Source organism: Winogradskyella tangerina (genome assembly GCF_003260205.1).
In the GTDB taxonomy this organism is placed as follows: domain Bacteria; phylum Bacteroidota; class Bacteroidia; order Flavobacteriales; family Flavobacteriaceae; genus Winogradskyella; species Winogradskyella tangerina.
In genome coordinates this window covers 160,689-179,819 of sequence record NZ_QERF01000001.1, presented here as the reverse complement: position 1 = coordinate 179,819, position 19,131 = coordinate 160,689, and the positions used below count along the sequence as shown (strand labels likewise).

At 34.9% G+C, this 19,131-nt stretch carries 12 protein-coding genes; 7 read left to right on the top strand and 5 right to left on the bottom strand.

The genetic code is table 11. From position 1 onward, the window contains the following. Positions 1–6: 6 nt before the first annotated feature. From DDY94_RS00845 to DDY94_RS00830, 5 genes are all read right to left on the bottom strand, one after another. Positions 7–1,140, bottom strand: a complete 1,134-nt coding sequence (locus tag DDY94_RS00845; RefSeq protein WP_111682136.1) for a hypothetical protein — start codon at positions 1,138–1,140, stop codon at positions 7–9. A 13-nt stretch (positions 1,141–1,153) separates the two neighbouring features. Then, complete coding sequence (locus DDY94_RS16170) at positions 1,154–1,315, bottom strand: hypothetical protein (protein WP_198658894.1); 162 nt, start codon at positions 1,313–1,315, stop codon at positions 1,154–1,156. 177 nt (positions 1,316–1,492) lie between these two features. Further along, on the bottom strand, positions 1,493–3,736 hold the full coding sequence (locus DDY94_RS00840; RefSeq protein WP_111682135.1) for a T9SS type A sorting domain-containing protein: 2,244 nt from the start codon (positions 3,734–3,736) through the stop codon (positions 1,493–1,495). 195 nt (positions 3,737–3,931) lie between these two features. Further along, positions 3,932–6,922 carry a T9SS type A sorting domain-containing protein gene (locus tag DDY94_RS00835; protein ID WP_198658893.1) on the bottom strand — a complete coding sequence of 997 codons (2,991 nt, stop codon included), beginning with the start codon at positions 6,920–6,922 and terminating at the stop codon, positions 3,932–3,934. Positions 6,923–7,222: 300 nt separating this feature from the next. Further along, on the bottom strand, positions 7,223–10,681 hold the full coding sequence (locus tag DDY94_RS00830; RefSeq protein WP_111682133.1) for a T9SS-dependent choice-of-anchor J family protein: 3,459 nt from the start codon (positions 10,679–10,681) through the stop codon (positions 7,223–7,225). A 686-nt stretch (positions 10,682–11,367) separates the two neighbouring features. Here DDY94_RS00830 and DDY94_RS00825 point away from each other — a divergent pair. The 7 genes from DDY94_RS00825 (at position 11,368) to asnB (ending at position 19,119) form a co-directional block, all read left to right on the top strand. Beyond that, positions 11,368–12,714 carry a flippase gene (locus tag DDY94_RS00825; RefSeq protein WP_317047171.1) on the top strand — a complete coding sequence of 449 codons (1,347 nt, stop codon included), beginning with the start codon at positions 11,368–11,370 and terminating at the stop codon, positions 12,712–12,714. A 16-nt stretch (positions 12,715–12,730) separates the two neighbouring features. Then, on the top strand, positions 12,731–13,489 hold the full coding sequence (locus tag DDY94_RS00820; RefSeq protein ID WP_111682131.1) for a sulfotransferase domain-containing protein: 759 nt from the start codon (positions 12,731–12,733) through the stop codon (positions 13,487–13,489). Next, on the top strand, positions 13,482–14,324 hold the full coding sequence (locus DDY94_RS00815; RefSeq protein ID WP_111682130.1) for a nucleotidyltransferase family protein: 843 nt from the start codon (positions 13,482–13,484) through the stop codon (positions 14,322–14,324). The genes DDY94_RS00820 and DDY94_RS00815 overlap by 8 nt, the downstream gene beginning before the upstream one ends. A gap of 143 nt (positions 14,325–14,467) precedes the next feature. After that, a complete protein-coding gene (locus DDY94_RS00810; RefSeq protein ID WP_157957207.1) occupies positions 14,468–15,142 on the top strand; it encodes a class I SAM-dependent methyltransferase in 675 nt (224 codons plus the stop codon). Between the two features lie 18 nt (positions 15,143–15,160). After that, positions 15,161–16,123 carry a hypothetical protein gene (locus DDY94_RS00805; protein WP_111682128.1) on the top strand — a complete coding sequence of 321 codons (963 nt, stop codon included), beginning with the start codon at positions 15,161–15,163 and terminating at the stop codon, positions 16,121–16,123. A gap of 18 nt (positions 16,124–16,141) precedes the next feature. Then, entirely contained in the window at positions 16,142–17,227 is a 1,086-nt protein-coding gene (locus DDY94_RS00800) for a glycosyltransferase (protein WP_111682127.1), read from the top strand. Further along, the gene (gene asnB, locus DDY94_RS00795) at positions 17,227–19,119 is read left to right on the top strand and encodes an asparagine synthase (glutamine-hydrolyzing) (RefSeq protein ID WP_111682126.1); all 1,893 of its coding nucleotides are present in this window, start codon (positions 17,227–17,229) and stop codon (positions 19,117–19,119) included. The genes DDY94_RS00800 and asnB overlap by 1 nt, the downstream gene beginning before the upstream one ends. Positions 19,120–19,131 lie beyond the last annotated feature (12 nt).

Genomic DNA, 19,131 nt, shown 5'->3' with positions numbered 1-19,131 from the left:
ACAAAACTAATTGCGATCTGATTCTTCAAAAAGGGAAACCATTTTGTCAATAACAGATTCAGTTTCACTGTACGTTAGTTTATAAAAGTAGACACTTTTTAACCAATCTAAAAATTGTTTAGAATGTTGTGGACGATGTGATATCCAGGATTCTGGAATTAAGGTTTCCAAAAGTTCTTTTACTGTGATTGATTCTAAAACAGTTTCAGCACTTTTTTCATAATTAACCATTACGATAGCTTTGCAAGGATAGCTGATGTTTGAAGGTTGTTTACAAGGGAGATATTTGAGTTTTCCTTTAGTCTTATTGAAAACTGTTTCTGGCAGTTGATCAAATTGAGCGATGATTGGATTTAAAATATCAAAAGAGCCCTCTTTAATCGAAATTGCTGAAGGGTTATAATAGATGTTTCCATCTTCAGATAACATTGGTGAAACATCATCTGCAACCAGTTCAAAACCATGGACAGAAAGTAACGCACATAGGGTACTTTTTCCTTTACCCGAGGCACCAACTAGTAAGATTGAGCTGTTACCATTTGAAATTGTTGACCCGTGAAAAGTCCCTAACCATTCACTTTCCTTCTTATTATGAATTAAGGATAAAAGATTCATTATGAATTTACCCTGTAATAAATGGTATTGGCGCTTTGGAACCGCAGTTATAAGTTTATTATTCTTAAATAGACAAAGGTGTTCTTTATCTAAATAAACATCAAAAATTGCATTGGTTGGTTGAATTTCAGATCGTTCTAAATAGGCAATTGAAGGGTGAATCGTTTTTTCTACGAGTTCCGAGTCGTAGTTAATTTGAATGATTTGATCTCGAATGCTATAAAATCTCTTGATTTTAGCTTTTGAATTTTCAAATTCAAAGTTTAGGTCTTTCTTTTCCGAATCTTGCAGATTACACTGTTCTAAATATACATGCAGGCTTTCTGAAATATTACGAGGATCCGAGACGGTGTCGAATTCAGGTAATTCTAAGGAAAAGGCTTCAACAGAAGTTGCATTTAAATATGCTTCCAATAGCATTTTGAATTCGTTGTCAACAACACTATAATTATTTGATGAGGAATACCACAATATCCAATAACCACCGAACTGAACTTGATATGTTGGTGCTAAATGGTTATTCAAAATAAATTAAGAATTAATCAAATGGATTCCCTCCCGGATCTGGAGGTGAAGACGATTGTGCTTTAAGTGGATTTAAAATCACGAAAGTACCTACTGCAGTCAATGCAGCATACTTGCCCATTTTCTTAATAGCATCTTTGCGTGTTAGTTTATCAGTGGTGTTGTTGTGTTTCATGGCCAAGCCTAGATTTGGTTCAAAAATAATAAAATTATTTATTTAACGATATAAATATAATAAGGTTTATTAAAAATAAATTGTTTATAAATTATTGAGTGAGTTGACGCCACGATTTTGACTAAAACAGGTCCGCTAGCAAACCCACTCAATAATTATTCATATAATTATTTGATTCTATTTTAAAATTATTTTCTCTACTTTCTTTTGGTTTCCATTAGACAATTCTACCACGTAAATACCAGTACCTAATGACTGTGCATCAATACTTTGTGATCTTAGGTCGCTGTCTAATGCTTTACTCAATATTAATCGACCTTGGATGTCATAAACATTGGCAATAGTGTTGTCTAATATTTGACCCGCTACATGAATTGATCGACTACCTTGATCTGTATAAATTGACAAACTTTCAAGGGAATTCTCTGGTGTAGATAATGAATTATCAACAAATCTCAGGAAAAATCGTCCGGTGCCATTCAAATTCGATGATGGCGTTATAACATAATCTGACGAATTTAATAATGTTGATGTGCTTTCAACATTATCATCAAGATAGACTTCTACATTAGCCGGAAGTGAAAAGAAAGACATGTCGAAAGTAAGTTCTTCTCCTGCATTGGAATTGACGCCCAATGGGATAGTTACATTGGTTACGTCTGTTAGACCAACGGCTTGTAATGCAATAGGAATACCTGTATTATCTTGAACTAGATGTGAGTAAATTGAGAAAGCTGGTGCAGAGCCACCAAAAATTGCAGCATCATATCCAGGGTCTAAACCTAAAGTTGCATTGGCGTCGAAGTAAACTTCTGTGTTATATGAACTCGTAGCCGTACTAATATTGATTTTAGAGAATGTTAAGTTACTACTGCTATTTCTTCCTAAAATAAAGTCATCGCTACTACCTGTAGAACGCATAGCGTTCGTAAACTCAAGGTCGTAATCGGCAATCAGCGTTCCTGAACCATCCGCAGCTACGAAGAAGCCTTGACCAGGAGCAAATAGTTGAGCGCCAGCATTGGCTAAAGTAATCACTGTCCAGCCGTCGGAAGCATCGCCATCATAACCATAAATTCCAGATGCACTCTCCAATAAGTCTATGTTTCTAACACCCGTATCAACTTCATGATTTAAGAAATCTAGCATACTAACATAGGAAGGGTATGGATTTCCAATAAGATTCCAGTCAGCAAAACTACTACCAGTATCAACTATATTAACGGATTGAGTTCCATTTAATGGTGTACCGGTAAATCTTAAGGTTGTACCGGCATCAGTGGCAACTCGATATCCAGTACCTAAACCTAATGATGCAGTAGTGTTTTCATCGAAATTGACATAATCAGAAGCAGATTTGTCAAATGGCGCAAAGGCATAAGTTTTAGTTGGCACTCCTCCATCGTCTAATAAATCGACTTCGTTAGTACCTGAAAGTAAAAAATCGGCCCAGTCTTCACCAGGTAATGGTGATGAAATTAGATCATTACCATTAGCACTAGAATTTACAAATCGATTGTAACTTACAGTTCCGCTTCCAGATACATTATCTACAATTAAACTTGAATAATTGTTGCTAACTGAATTCATTGTTAAACTACCTGAGCCTCCTAATTCTAAATCTGTTGCCACTAAATTTTGATCTTCAGCTACAGTTACATCATGATTAATAATTACTCGGCCTTGACCGTCTGGAATATCACCATTTTCCCAAGTCGCTCCATCATTGAAACTACCATTTGCAATAGTTGTAAAAGTCGGACGCTGGATACTCAGATTATTAATACCAAAGTTTTCACCAGGCCCTTGATTAATATCAAAAAATCTTACACCATCAATGTTAGTAACAGTACCATTGAAGGTGAAATTACTTCCTGATGCACTACCAAAAGAATAAGAATATTGATTGTTTCCTTCGTAGGTAAATGTAAAAGTTAGACTTGTATTTGCACTAAATCCTTGGGCGATTGCAAAATCGCTACCACCATCGTTTAAAACCCAACTAGCCGCAAATTGAACGTACTTTAGCGTTAAAACAACAGTACTACCATCTAATAAAACTAGTCCAAGTTCTCCATTTATTGTTGATGTATGTCCAATTACCACAGAGAATATATCTCCGGGCTGCATACTTTGGCTAAAACCGCGTTGCGCCAAAGATTCAGCGGCAGCATTATTTCCTGAAAATAATCCAAATGCTGGATCTCCAATAGCTGTTGAACCGACATAACGACCTGCAAAACCTCCGTTTGGATTATCAGTGAGTACCCAAGGCTGAAAACCTGTGCCATTGTTGTCACCGTTATTCCATGTGCCTCCGTAGTTACTTGCGTTGTCCTCGGAAATTGTTGTTAAAGTTTGGCTTAAACCAATAAATGGTGCTGTAAAAAGTAAAATAAAAAGAATGTAGAACTGTCTCATAAGCTTAAAATAGATATGGTTTATGGTAAATATATATAATCAAATATAAAGTTTTTTCACTGATTTAAGAATGCAAATGTTTGAGAATTAATTAATTATTCTAGGATTGAAACATTTAAGGGATTACCTAAAGATATAAAAAAAACGTATTCTGAACAAGAATACGTTTTTTCAAACTCTTTAAATCACTACTATTTAGCGTATTATGATCTTTTGTGAAATACTTTGAATTTCATTGTTCAGTTGGATAATATAGACTCCAGAGCTAAACTGGTTCGTTTCAATACGTTGTTCTCTACTAGTAATATCTAAAGTTTTTGTCATTACTACACGGCCTTGTAAATCATACATTTTGGCTGTAGTAGGCTGAAGCAATTCACCAGCAATGACAATGGCTCTGTCACCATCGTTATAAATACTGATATCAGTTAGATCGCTATCATCAATTGACAGAACATTTGCTGAGAATCTAAGATAGAAACGACCTGTACCATTCAAACTATTTAGTGGTGTGAAAATATAATCACTGTCATTAAGTAGTGTAAAAGTATTGGTTACATTATCTTCTAAGTAGACGTTAATATCACTTGGTAAAGTGTTTTCAGTAATACTGAAGGTTAATTCTTCACCGGCATTAGCATTAACACCTAAAGGAATGATTACATCATTATAATCAGTGTCGCTTAAAGCTTGTAAAGCCATTGGTAAACCTGTATTATTTTGAACCAAATGAGAGTAAAGTGCAAATTCTGGAGCAGATCCACCCCATAATTTTGCATCGTAACCTTGATCTAGTCCTTGACTTGCATTTTCATTAAAGTAAAACTCAGTTCTGTAATTTTTATCAATAGTTGAAGCATTTAATTTAAGGAATGTCAATGGGCTACTATTTCTACCAATTATGAAATCATCAGAGGTGCCAGCGGCTCTCATAGATGCTCTAAATTCGATGTCGTGGTCAGCGATTAATGTTCCCGTTCCGTTTGCAGCAACGAAGAATCCTTGTCCAGGTGCAAAGAATTCACCATCATCATTTGCCAAGGTGATCACTGTCCATCCATCAGAGGCATCTCCATCATAACCATAAATCCCAGATCCAGCTTCTAAAAGGTCAAAATTAGTAATCCCAGTGGTTACTTCGTGTTCTAAGAAAGCTTGTATGTCAACATATGAAGGATAAGGGTTTCCAATTAAATTCCATTCTGAAAAAGTAGCATCTGTACCAATTGTAATATTTTTATCGACATCACCTGTGTTTACAGTTCCCGTAAAGGTTAATGTGCCACCATCTGTCGTTGCTGTTCTATAACCAGTTGCGGCGTCTAATGTTGTACCAGCGTTAGTGGTAGTGTCAAAGTTATCATATGCTCCAGTATCGTTGTTGAATGTTGCAAAAGCTCTTAAAGTCGTAACCGTCGTGGAGGCTAATAAATTTGTATTTGCACCATCAAATAAACTAAATGCTTGCCCAGTTAAAGGTGCAGATATCAAATCGTTATCGTTATTGGTTGCATCATCAGTAAACGAATTTACTGATCTATTGTAATTTACAGTTCCAGTAATGGTACCGTCTAAGATTAAGCTAGAGTAACTATCAGATTCTGATTCTAAAGTAACACTACTAGCGGTTAAAGTTACTGCTGTATCTACTTGTAAAGCAGCACCAGGATAAACAGATACATCATTTAAGGAGGCATCTGCAGCAAAAACAGCTGTACCATCTACAATAATGGCATCAGAAGCACCAGTAGAACCATCAGGAGCACTTGGCGACCAAGAACCTCCAGAGTAAGTTAGACCAGAAAATATTCCTGTTATTTTAAAATTATCAAATTCAATAACGTCACTTCCACCATTTAGGGTTCCAGTTAAAATAAGACCAACAGTGCTAGTGCCATTTGCTACAGGAATCGTTATTGTACCATTCACACCAGGTGAAGTATCAGGGTCATTAAAATATTCTACAGATCCTTGTCCTACACCATCGATTACTATTTCATAATCACCAGTTTCAGCATTCGCAAATGCATGATAATCGAAACTTACCATTATTGAAGTGTAGTCTGAAACGTCTACTGAAGAGAATGTAAAAGTGTATGGGGATAAAGATGGTTCTCCGGATTCTCCATCCAAATCACGTCCAAAGGCAGTATTTCCTGAAAAATTAGCATTATTTGAAGAGGCCGCCTGAATAAATAATCCTTCAGAAGGTGTTGTTGGATCAACAAAAAGCTGTGATTCAATGTCATTACTCCAATTTGGAAAAGTACCATCAAAATCTTCAATGAAAATAGTTATTGATGGATCGGGGTCGTTGTCTTCGATAGTCAAATCAAACTGATCATCAGTTCCAGCGGCAGCACTATTGCCACCAGCAACATTTTGTATTTCGAAAGAAATAGTTTCATCACCTTCAAAAATACTATCATCGGTTACGGTTATTGTAACTGTTTGATTGGCAGAACTTCCGGCTGGGAAGGTTACCATTTGGGTTGTATAACTATCAACATCCGCTGCATCACCAGAAATAATTACAACATCGCATGTCGTTGCATTTGAGCCATCCTCATCCGTGATGGCTAAAGTTAAATCTACTGTTCCTACACTTTCTAAAACAGAAGCTGAAGTTGAGGTGAATTGGACACTTGTGGTTGCGCCACCACCACCGGTATCGGTTACGGTAAACTCACTTACGTCATATCCATCTCCACTACCATTTTCACTAAATTCAAATCCTACTTCTAATGTTGTTGCTCCAGAAACATCTAAGCCCATAATGGAATAATTTATAGGATCTCCATTGTTGGTTACTCCAATGACGGTTTCTACCCTACTTCCACCATCTAATATGTAGAAATATGTAAAATCGTCATCATTGGCACCAGAATTAACACCTGTTGCTGAAATGTCAACTGTAGAAACTCCAGAAACATCTATTGTCTGACTTGTAAAAATTCCTTGTCCACCCCAATCATCACTCTGTAATTCACCACTAACTACTTTAAAACTATTGGCGGTTCCATCAGTAAGCGGAGTTGATGTATATGATAAAGTCCAAGCATTTGGGGCTGTCCCAAAAGGTCCCACTGAGGCCGGTCCTGATGCAGGAGGAGAGGATGATGTATGATCTGGAAATCCATCACCGTTATTTGAAAAATCCGCATCAAATATTACAGTTTGTGACATTCCTGCAGAACTAAAAATAAATGTCAAAAACAAAATCATTAAAAAAGAATAGAAATGTTTCATATTGTAGTTAAAGTATTTTCTAAAATTATTACAACGTAGGTTATGCTATTAAAAGGGGGGAAGACAAATATAGCAAAACAAAACACTTGCCAACTATTTAAATATTAACAATGCGTTAAAAATCTAATATTTACGTCAATCAACTAATTCATTAATTACGAATTAGTAATAGGACAAATAAAAAAGGTATTCTTGTTAAGGAATACCTTTTTTGTCACTAAATATAAGGTGCTGATGTTATCGCAGAATAATCTTCTGCGTTTTACGTGCATTTTGATTCTGAATGTCTGCAACATATATACCAGATGGTAATTCTGAAATATCAAATGTTTGAAGCGTGGTATCCTCCTTTAAAGTAAAAATATTTACAACTCTACCTTGAAGGTCATATAGTTTGAGTTGCGCTTCACTTTGAAGTTGGCCTTTAACGGTCAAGGAACGTTGCTGTTGATCTGTGAAAATTTGCAATGCATTCATGGTGTTTTCATTAACACTCAACGTTTGATTGACAAACCTTAGATAAAATCTTCCTTTTTCAATAGTAGGACTATCTAATACCACTTCATAATTTTCATCATTCAACAACGTTGTCGTTTCGGTCACTACATCTTCCAAGTAAACATTAACGTCATTTGGCAAGGTAGATTCCTGAATGCTAAACACTACAGTTTGATTTGGATTTACATTTATTCCTAAAGGAATTGTAACGTCTGAAACATCATTACTGTGTAAAGCCTGAATTGCCATAGCTCTGCCATTATCATTTTCAACTAAATAAGAGTGAACAGAGAAACTGGCAGGAGTGCTATTCCAAACTGAAGCGTCATAACCTTCATCTAAAGCTAGACTTGCATTGTCGTTAAAATAAAAGTCGGTATGAAAATTATTAGACCCATCATTTATTTGAAGTTTCAAAAAGGTGAGTGGCTGACTGTTTCTGCCTAAAATAAAATCATCTGAAGTGCCTGTCATTCGCATACTAGGAGTAAATCTAAATGTACCTGATGTTTCGGCATCAATAAAAAAGCCTTGCCCTGGTGCAATTATAGTAGAACCATCAGTATTGGCTAAATTATAGATGGTCCATCCATCGGTTGCTGAGCCGTCATATCCATAAATTCCGACTGCATTTTCATCAAAACGATTTCGGTTAGTGGTTTCATTTAATATTGACTGAACATTGATATAACTCGGATAAGGGTTTCCTATTAAATTCCAATTGGAAGCGCCTCCATTCGTTACACTAATTTCTACATCACCCGTTTCAACGGTACCTGTGAAGGTATAAGTGCCGTTATCTGTTGAGCCAGTGCGATAACCAATTCCGGTGGCTAATGGATCTGGGTTATTTGCTGGAGTAAAATTCAAATACGTACTTGTCGCCGAATCAAAAGTGCCAAATAAAAACGCAGGACTACCCCCAATTGTACCCGATAAAATGTTGGGATTAGCACTTGTAAATTCTCCAAAAGTCTGCCCTTGTAACGGTGGACTAATAAGATCGTTATTACCTGTTGTTGTTCCACTTCCGCTTGCGGAGTTGACATGTCTTAGGTAATTAATTGTACCATTAATTGTGCCGTCGAGAATTAAACTTGAAAAAGCAATGCTTGTTGATTCTAAGTCTAGACTATTAGCAATGTCTAAAGTAACTCCGGTATTGACCGTTAAACTTGCAGCCGGATCTACAACAACACTTTCACATTGGGTTGAGGTTGAAATAACCGCATTCCCACGTATTACCTGAATAGGGTTTGCCAATGTAGCAACACCATTTGGATCGGCAGGTGACCATCCATCGTCGTATACATAAGTGATCCCTGGTAAAACAGTGATGGTATAATCTTCAATTTCACCATCAGTTGATCCATCACATGGACCATTTGTAGGAATTGTTGTAGCGAAATACTGGCAAAGTACACGCAATCTCGTATCTCCAATAACGGCATCAACAGGAGCTGTAATCGTTAAAGCACTATTAGAGGTTGGGCCATCTGGGGTATTTTCAGATTCGCCTAGGTCATAAGTTTCACCAGCATCATCAAAATCTCCGTCGGCGTTCCAATCAATCCAAGCATAGCTGTACACTCTAAAATCACCATCTGTATTAAGATTAACGGTTAAGTCTTCAGATTCACCTCTTTCAATACTCGTGGATTGTGCCGTAAAATCGTCGTATCCAGAACCTTGACCAGTGATATTGTTGATATCCCCAAAATCTACCAATGTAATTGCCGTAGCAAAGGCAGTGTCGCCAGAAACGGTGCAATAATCTAAGGTAATGCTAATTGGAACTCCCGTACTCCAAGTTGTCCCCTTTCTGGTAAAAATTGAAAAATGATAAGTATTCCCCACAGAAACATTACTAATATCCACATTACTACCAATACTATTGAATACTACGAATTCATCAGTAGCGATTTCGGTACCATTACCAAAAATTGAATCTGCTGTATATGAGCTTCCATCTCCTGTTGGTGTTGTGGTCACTGGACTTCCTTCTTTAGCTACCACTAGAATATCATCATAACAAGAGCCGAGTGCCCAGTTCAAGTTAACAACAGAATCGTCAAATCCTACTGTCACGTTTGAAACTTCGTCTGGAATTGTACAAGCAGGAAGTTCAACTACTGAAACATCGTCTAGAAACCAATTGTCACCGTCATTTTGTTCCATTACAAAGGCAATGTAAACCACACCACTGTAGGCTGATAAATCTACTGTTTTTTCATTGTAAGTATTACCGAGTTGAGATTCGTTATAAGTTTGAATAGTTGTAAAACTTGAAATATCTGTAGCAGATGTTTGCGAAATTCGTATCGAATATTCAGTATTGAAATCTATTGTAAACTGCTCTCTTGCAAAAAATCGTAGCTGGGTTTGAGCGGTACCAAGATCAATAGCAGGCGTTACCAGCCAATCTTGTGCATTTCCGCCAGAAACAACTTCAAACTCTACAAAGGCCGATGTTGTACCAGAGTTAGAGACGAGCGTTGAGGTAGTCCAGTCATTGACTGTTCCTAAACCGTTACTTCCTCTGTAACTTTGCCAGCATTCAGGAGGGAAGACGCCTCCTTCAAACCCTTCATTAAAAGGTAGACTATACGCAACATTACAATCACGAGTACCTGTAACTTCAATGTCATCTATTCGTTGACGTTCACCACCACCATTGTTGGTCATGGTTACTCGTATTTCTAAGTTTGAGCCTAATAATCCAGTCTCACTACTTACGGTAAGATCATAATCGTCTGAAAAACTTCCGTTGGTTGAGGCCGTAGTCCAAGTTCCCGAATCTATTCGATATTCAATGAGAACAGTATCTGTGCTTTCCAGGTTATTTCCACCTGTTCCATTAGATTCCGAAACATTAATTGTAAAGCCAACATTTGTGAAGTCTGAAATATCAATATTTGGTGAAAACCATGTTGCGCTTACGTCTAAGTCTCTACCTTCTAGTAATTGATTTCCGCTTACAGTAACTACACTAAAATAATCTGTTGTTGCTGAAAGGGTGGCGTTGCTAACGTCGATAGTCCAGTCGACACCAGAAAGATCGATGGTAGGGCTACTTGTACTAGAGCCAATTGCGCCTTTACCAACTTGATTGGTAAAATCCTCTGTATAAATTGTTGTTTGGCTAATGCCTTTAAAACAAAGTAGTGCTAATACAAAGGTCATGAAAATCTTGTTCATAGCTGTGTTGTTTTATTACATAAAATTTTTAGCAGAAAAAGAACTGCAGGAAGTTGCCTATAAAGGTTGATATACCTATATAAAACATCCTCCGCCAGAATTCTTTAATTCTGCGGCTACAACACTGAAAATGGATTTTTGAGATTTAACGTAGGGTTAAGTTAGGGGACTCATAAAATGTAGAATCTTCAATGTTATTATTTAAGGGTTAATCGTAAATAAGACACATTAGTTAAGAAATAGTCACAAGAATTAATTAACGGTCTTTTACTTCAATTTTATGTTTTTAGTTTCATTGGTTAATTGTTATAATTTGTTTGTTTATAGCAAGATTCCTTACACACAACCCAATGTAAATTGAGTGTGAGAAATAATTATTGATTAAAAAATTAGAGGGTAGTAGCTCGGCAATAACTTCTAAAGCTCTGCTAATGAGTGGGTTATTATGCTTAGACTTTCGTCTGGTCTTCATAATCAAAAAATTAATATCATTAATTTTTTAGAAGCTGAAATGATTATAAAAGATTGATTTCGCGCAAATATACTAAAAAAAGTAGTTAGTTTCTTACGTCGTAATTTTTGTGTTAACAAGTAGGGTAGAATTTAAGTATAATAGGTTATTAAGATTATCTAAAAATTTTAGATTTGTAACCATTAACTAGGGTTTTTATGAGCCTTTAAAAAAAATCGCACCAATCTTCAATAAATTAAAAAACCGTCTTAACTTCGATAGTAATACATCTGAGGTTTTTAAAAAATCTGTACCTACAGCCTTGGTTAAGGTTTTAGGTATGGTTCTTTCTATTCTAATAAGTGTTTTTTTGGGTAGAATGCTTGGTGCCGAAGGCTTAGGTGTTATTAACCTTTCCAATAGGATAGTTGCAATTTTATTAGTAGTCTGCATGTTTGGAATGCGACAAGTGCTCATCAAGGAGATTGCTATTGGATTTAGCGCTGGTGATAACAAGCGCATTGGTGACTCATTAAAAACGGCTTACTTTTTTAATTTAATATTATCTGCTTTTGTTTCTGTAGTATTAATATTATTAAGTCCGTGGCTGGCTAATAATTTCTTTGAGGTGCCTGAGTTAGAAGAGGTTCTCATTATTAGTTTTATTGTTTTTCCATTTCAAATTTTATCGCGAATTTTTTCATCTGGCTTAGCTGGATTTAGAAAAATATGGCAAGCGAGTTTAGTTGATCAGACCTTAAATACCTTTATTACATTTTTAGTCCTTGCGATTTATTACATCTGTAATATTGAAATTGATATTATTAATGTCATCATTGCGTATGTTGCTGGAAGATTTATTTCCATGCTAGTTATCGGTGCTTATTGGAATACACTTTTCGAGTCTACTGAGAAAAGAGAAAAAAAGACCTCAGAACTTTTAAAGACCGCGTTTCCAATTTTATTAGTTACGGTCACCGAAACTATTTATAAGAATGTGGATATTATTATGATAGGCTGGTTATGTTCTGCTAAAGAAGTTGGTATTTATACTGTAGCTTCTAGAGTGGCCATTATCTCTGGGTTTCTATTGAATGTCGCTCATTCTGCAGTAGCACCCAAAGTTGCAGTCTTATATAATGATAATAAGAAGGTTGAACTTCAAACCCTAATTCAGTATTTAACTGGCGCATTGTTAGTTACAGCTTTATTTATTTTAATTATATCCATCGTATTTGGAGAATTTATTCTGTCCATTTGGGGTTCAGAGTTCAAAGCAGGTTATATGGTTTTAGTATTCTTGGCCATAGGGCAGTTTTTTAATGTTTCAACAGGTACCGTGGGAACTATATTAACTATGACGGGCTTTGAAAAGAAGTTACTCTCGGTAAATACCTTTTTTATGGTTTTAAATCTTATTCTTAACTATTTATTTATAACTATTTGGGGCATTGAAGGTGCTGCCATTGCTTTTATGATCTTAATTGTTGGAATGAATTTTACGAGAGTTTTTTACGTATACAAGTATGTCGGGGTGAAAATTTTACCATGGGATAAAGTTTTGGGCAAACTCAAGATTTAATTTGAAAAGTATAAAAATGACCAATATAGATTATGCATTTGTAACTGGAGTAGGAAGATCAGGAACTACTTTTTTATCACATTTATTATCTAACTGTAAGGGAGCAACGATTCATCATGAATATGAGCGAACCAGAGAATTTCAGTTATTAAGTTGGTATTTAGGTAAAACCTATTCCATACCATATTTAAAAGTTTTAAAAGAGGATATTGAAAGTAAAAATTCTTCAGCGTCTAAATTCGTTGAGGTTAATGGTGGTTACAGACATTGTATTAATGAGCTTTGTGAAGTTTTTCAAACAGAAAAAGTATTTCATCTCGTAAGAAACCCCAAAGATGTAGTAAGATCATTATACACCCGAAGAGATGAGAGAAATGTTCATTTTATACCAAAAACAGAAACTGAAATAGAATGGTGGCTCAAAGCAGATAAGTTTAGTCGAATTTGCTGGAATTGGAAAACCGATACAGAATTATTGATCAATGAAGGTCTAGATATCCTTCTTTTTGAAAAAATCATTTCAGATTACGACTATTTCAAAACCAATCTATTAGATAAGATCGGGTTAACCATGGATAAAGGGTCTTGGCAGAACGAAGTTCAGGTTAAAAAGAATAAGACAAAATCTAAGCTGTATCGTTTTCTTTATGCTAAGTATAAGGGTAAAGGTTTTGTTGAAGACAGGTTGCCTAAATATGAAGATTGGTCAGACGATTATAAGCATAAGTTTAATGAGATCTGTGGAGATACAATGTTAAAGCTCGGTTATGAATGAGGTCTCAACAATAAAGCGAATTACTTTAAATCGCTATGACGGCAAGGAACTCATAGTTTCTCAAATTAGCGATCTAATTGTAAATGAGTATTCCTTTTTGTTTTATGCAGTTATTATTCATGGTAGTATTGCTACCGATGAAGTTATTCCTTATAGCGATTTTGATGGATTATTAATTGTGAAAGATAATTACGTCGATTCTGAAGAATTAAAACAATTTGAGAGAAAATCACTAAAGCTTATTTTTGAATTTGATCCACTTCAGCATCATAGATGGTTTCAGATTTTAGAGAGCGATTTAATAAATTATCCTGAAGATTATTTTCCTTGTGCCATTCTTGAACATTCAAAATTAATATATCCTCAACAGGACGAATTGACTTTAGATTTGAAAATAAAGTCCACCGTTAATTATAACAATGCTTTAATTGGTTTGATAGATAAGCTGGAGAAACAATTATCATCAAATTGGAGGCCTAGTAATAGTTACCAATTAAAGAGTTTTTTAAGTGAGATCATGTTAATTCCGAGCCTATATTATTCATTGAAAAACAATAGTGGTATTTTTAAAAAAGATAGCTTTAATGCTGTAAAAGATAACTTCAATGAAAACGAATGGATGCCAATCAAAGTGGCATCAAAAATAAGAACGAATTGGAACTATCCCTTAAACCCAATTCAGAAGCGGTTTTTAAGTATTACCAATTGGCGTATTAGAAAAAAAGCAATCCGTCTATATGCACCAAAAATTAATGAAAGTATAAAGCAAGAATTGTCAAGTGAATTTTATGTAAATCTGATGCTATTTATCAAAAGAATAAGAAAAGACATTTAGTTATGTTTAATCTTAACCTTTTCAATATATTGCAATTAATAGTCATCAAATTTGATTTTAACCTAGAGTAAATTATGTTAGCTATAAGCCACAAATACGGGAAGTATTATTATTCTGTATTTCACCATCCCATATCACGGGTTTTGAAAGCAAAATTGTTTATCGAATATTTTAAACATGTTGAAAAAAGAGACTCTATTTTAGATTATGGTTCTGGTGATGGGCCATATAGGAAAATGCTAACCGAATACTTCGATTCCTATGTTTCAGCAGACTATGAAGTCACAAATTTAAAGCATTCAAATAGGGCAGAAATTTCAATCGATGATAATCAAAAAGTCGATGTAGAAGATAACGCCTTCTCATGTGTTGTGTTATCTGAGGTGTTAGAACATATTTATAAACCTCATGAAGCATTACAAGAAATAAAACGCATTGTTGTACCTGAAGGCTATGTTATTGGTACGGTGCCTTTTTTTATGTGGGAACATGAAAAGCCTTACGATTTTCATAGGTACACTTATTTTTGTCTGAAACGAATGTTTGAAGACAATGGTTTTGAGATCATAAAGTTAGATTACGTAGGCGATAATTTAGGCGTATTAACCTATATTTTCACTAAAGTTTTCGGTGTTTTTATAAAACCTATTAGAAAAATCAAACCCCTACACTTTCTGTTCAAAACAATTCTGAAAATTCCGGCATTGCTGTATTTTCTGCTAATTAAAATCAATTTTGTGGAAAAAGGTTTGAAAAAGTATTTTGGTGAATACCCTTTTGGATTTGTCTTTCTAATTAAAAAACCAAAAGAAGTTTAAGTTCAAACTAAACAACAAATGGGATTAAAATTTATAGATTCTCCAAAATATATAGAGCCTAAAAAATACGAAGTTCTAAAAACGAAATTAGTCGCCGAATTAAAAGATAAAGCAGCTGTAAAAAGTGTGTATCAGATGGGCTCAGTGCGAGATCCTGGGATTTCAGATCTAGATATAATCTGCGTATTTAAAACGGATTCTAATTTAGATATAGATCTTAGAAGTTCCTTAAGCGATAATGAAAGAAGTATATTAACTCATGATTTGTTTGGTATAGAAGAAGCGAGTTTTACCAAAGCTCTTAATTATGGTTTAGTTTCTAATTTGAAATTGCTTTATGGTGAGGATTTACTAAGCGATAAAAATATTGGTCCTGCACACAAAGAAGTTAATACTCAAATTGCTTTTGAGTATCTTATAAAGATGTTTATTTCTCTCGATGTTCAAGTAACTTTAGGCATCATAAAATTGAAATCTTTCTTGTTAGAAGCCAGAGCTATAATTTTTGATCTAGAACTTCTGAACGTTTCTGAAGGACGACTTTACGAAATAGTAAAAGAAGTTATTGAATGTCGTAAAACATGGTTTGAGGAAGAAATAGATAAAGCAAATCTTTCAAAATTGATACTAGATTTTCATAATGAATTAGGGCAATTTTTAGAATCAGAGCTGGTTGATAAGGATTTCTATCTGCCAAGTTTAGATATTAAATTACCTCATGATTACAGGCTAATTCAAAATGACAAATTCATAGCAGAACATAAAGGTTTTGTGCTTCCGAATATATTCAGTTTTTTGGGGAGAAAGTATATAAATCTCCAAACTCGATTTAATAAGTTCTCGTACAAAATACCCTATAAATTACCAGAAAAAGACTCAATAATAGAAGATAGATTTAGCTTTTATAAAAAGTTGGTCATGGCGAATAAAACATCATATAGGCACTTTATTCCGCTAACTACAAGTTTATCCATACACTAACAAAACAAAGATCTACAGGTGAAAGTAATACATTACATTGTTAGTCTAGGATTTGGAGGCATAGAGCGTTTGGTTTATGATTTAGTGACTGAGCAGAAAAAAAATTCTGAGGTTAGTCCTTCCATTGCCATTGCAAAATTGAAAGGAGAATTTAAGGCAGAGTTTGAAGGATTAAATGTTTCTTTGTTCGATTTGAAGCTTAATTCCGGTTTTGATATTAATCCATTCAAGATTAGAAGGATCTATCGTCTGTTTAAAAAGCAAGATATCATTCATTTACACGGTTTTCACCTAAGTGTAGCAATAGCAGCAATTTGGTCTAAACGCAAAATTATTTATACCGAACACGGAAATTTTGGTTTCGGAAGAAAGCATAGTTTATCAGATAAATTAAGCTTTTGGTTAAGACGTCAATTTTTTAAAAATAAGTCTGTTTCAATTTGCTGTAATTCTAAATTTACTGAAGGCTATTTAAGGACGCATTTTTACAAGGGCAAAAGTGTTAAAACAGTATATAATGGCGTTTTGTTAGACAGAAAGGTCAATTCTTCAATGGTCAATGATTTAAAGGAGGAATATTCAGGTAAATTTGTGGTAGGTACATCAACGCGATTAGCCGGCTTTAAAAGAATTGATCGACTAATAGACGTATTCGCAATCTTTCAGAAAACACATCAAAACGCCGTCTTAATTATTGTTGGTGACGGCCCTGAAAAGGAGAATTTAATCCAACAGACGAAGGATTTAAATATTGATGATAGCGTCGTTTTCAAAGGGTTTCAACAAGAGGTGGCCAGTTTTCAATCTGCTTTCGATGTGGCTGTGTTCCCGTCGCAAAATGAACCCTTTGGTTTAGTTGCGGTAGAATGCTTAAAATTGCAAAAACCAGTGCTTGTTTTTAATGACGGTGGTGGTATTTGTGAAATTATTGAAATGTTTAATCCTAACGATATTTGTGACCATAAAACAGCCATGGTGAATCGAATGCTTTTTTATTCAGAAAAGAAGTTCGAGTGGGATGAAGAGAATGACGAAAAACTAAAATATTTTGCTGCTGAACGAATGGAAAAAGCCTATTTTAATGAATATAAAGAAGTTTTGTAATGTGTGGAATTAATGGAGTTTTTGAGCTTTCAGACAATGAAATAGACTTAGTTGGTGCCATCAGCAAAATGAACACCAGACTGAATCATCGTGGTCCAGATGATAGCGGATTGTGGCTAAACGAAGCAAAAAATTTAGGAATTGGTCAAACCAGACTGAGCATACTAGACCTCTCTAATGCTGGTCACCAACCGATGATAGATCATAGAAATACCATTGTATATAATGGTGAGGTTTTTAATTATCAATTTCTGAATAAATCCTACCTGAATGATGAAAAATTCTTTTCTACTTCAGATACCGAAACCATTTTAAAATTATACGGAAAGCTAGGCATTAATGCCATCGAAAAGCTAAACGGAATGTTTGCATTTGCTATTTGGGATGGCGTAAAAGAAGAACTCATTTTAGCAAGAGATCGTTCAGGAAAAAAGCCATTGTACTACACTACCATGGGTGGTAAATTTGTGTTTTCTTCAGAATTAAAAGGCATCTTCGAATTACCATGGATTAAAAAAGAACTTGATGAAGAAGCACTCTATGACTTCCTGACCTTTAATAATGTTCTTACACCCAAGACAATGTTTAAGGACATTCATAAGTTTGTTCCTGGGCATTATATGGTAGTGAATAAGAAGGGTATTAAAACCTATGAGCCATATCAGCATCTAACTCAAAATTCGCTTGAATTTTCTTCAGAAAAAGAACTCTCGGATATGGTGTATTCGAAGTTAGAAGAATCAGTAGCATCACGGATGATTTCTGATGTACCCGTGGGTGCATTCTTAAGTGGTGGTGTGGATTCTTCTGCCATTGTTGCTTTGATGCGAGAAAATACTGCTCATGAAATTAAAACATTTACTGTTGGTTTTGAAGGGCAACCAGATTATAATGAATTGACCTATGCCGAGCAGGTTTCAAAAATGTTTAATACAAATCATTTTGTAAAAACAGTAACGCCTAATGATCTACTAGATTTTATTCCGAAGATCACTGAGATCTACGATGAGCCGCAGGCCGACACAACAGCGATACCCATCTACTTTATTTCAAAACTAGCTCGTGAAGAAAACATAAAAGTGGTTCTCAATGGTGATGGACCAGATGAATTATTCAGTGGTTATAGTAGTTACGAGCGGTACGTAAAATTAAATAAGTACTTTAAAATTATTGAAAAGGCACCTCATTTCTTTAAAGAGATCATTCCTATGGTGACTAAAATGATCAATAAGGGTGCACCAATGCACGAAATGGCGAATAGACTTGCGAATAATCAAGATTTTTATTGGCCGGGTGCTGGCGGGTTTAAAGAAGGAATAAAAGCTGATCTCATCTCTGATCAGTTTAAAACTAGTATAGGAAACCATTCTTCTTACAATTATGTGAAGGAACTTAAAAAGGACTATGAGCAATTTTTAAATGGAAATAAATTTGATTATATAAATTGGTTGTCTTATTCAGGCTACAGAAATGCTATTACCGAACGATTTTTATTTAGAGCGGATCGACTTGGAATGGCTAATTCTATTGAAGCACGTAGTCCCTTTTTGAATCATGAAATGGTACATCTAGCCTTGGCAATTCCGGGTGAATATAAAATCAAAAATGGCATAAATAAATATATCCTGAAAAAATCCCTTGAACGCATATTACCTCACGATATATTGTACAGAAAGAAGATGGGCTTCTGTTTACCAATTAAAGAATGGGCCAATGAAACTATTTATCACACCGTAAAAGACAACATCAAACAGTTCAATAATGACACAGGTTTTTTTAATAGTAAAACGGTCAATGAACAGCTAGAACTCTTAAAACAAGGCAAAGAGGAATACACTAATAATATCTGGACAATTTATTTCTTAATGAATTGGTATAAACGATGGTTCTAATCAAATTTTAGT

Coding starts and splice junctions, on each gene's coding strand:
- DDY94_RS16170 (WP_198658894.1), bottom strand. CDS start 1,315: ATGAAACACAACAACACCACTGATAAACTAACACGCAAAGATGCTATT.
- DDY94_RS00840 (WP_111682135.1), bottom strand. CDS start 3,736: ATGAGACAGTTCTACATTCTTTTTATTTTACTTTTTACAGCACCATTT.
- DDY94_RS00835 (WP_198658893.1), bottom strand. CDS start 6,922: ATGTCACAAACTGTAATATTTGATGCGGATTTTTCAAATAACGGTGAT.
- DDY94_RS00830 (WP_111682133.1), bottom strand. CDS start 10,681: ATGAACAAGATTTTCATGACCTTTGTATTAGCACTACTTTGTTTTAAA.
- DDY94_RS00820 (WP_111682131.1), top strand. CDS start 12,731: ATGACCAATATAGATTATGCATTTGTAACTGGAGTAGGAAGATCAGGA.
- DDY94_RS00815 (WP_111682130.1), top strand. CDS start 13,482: ATGAATGAGGTCTCAACAATAAAGCGAATTACTTTAAATCGCTATGAC.
- DDY94_RS00805 (WP_111682128.1), top strand. CDS start 15,161: ATGGGATTAAAATTTATAGATTCTCCAAAATATATAGAGCCTAAAAAA.
- asnB (WP_111682126.1), top strand. CDS start 17,227: ATGTGTGGAATTAATGGAGTTTTTGAGCTTTCAGACAATGAAATAGAC.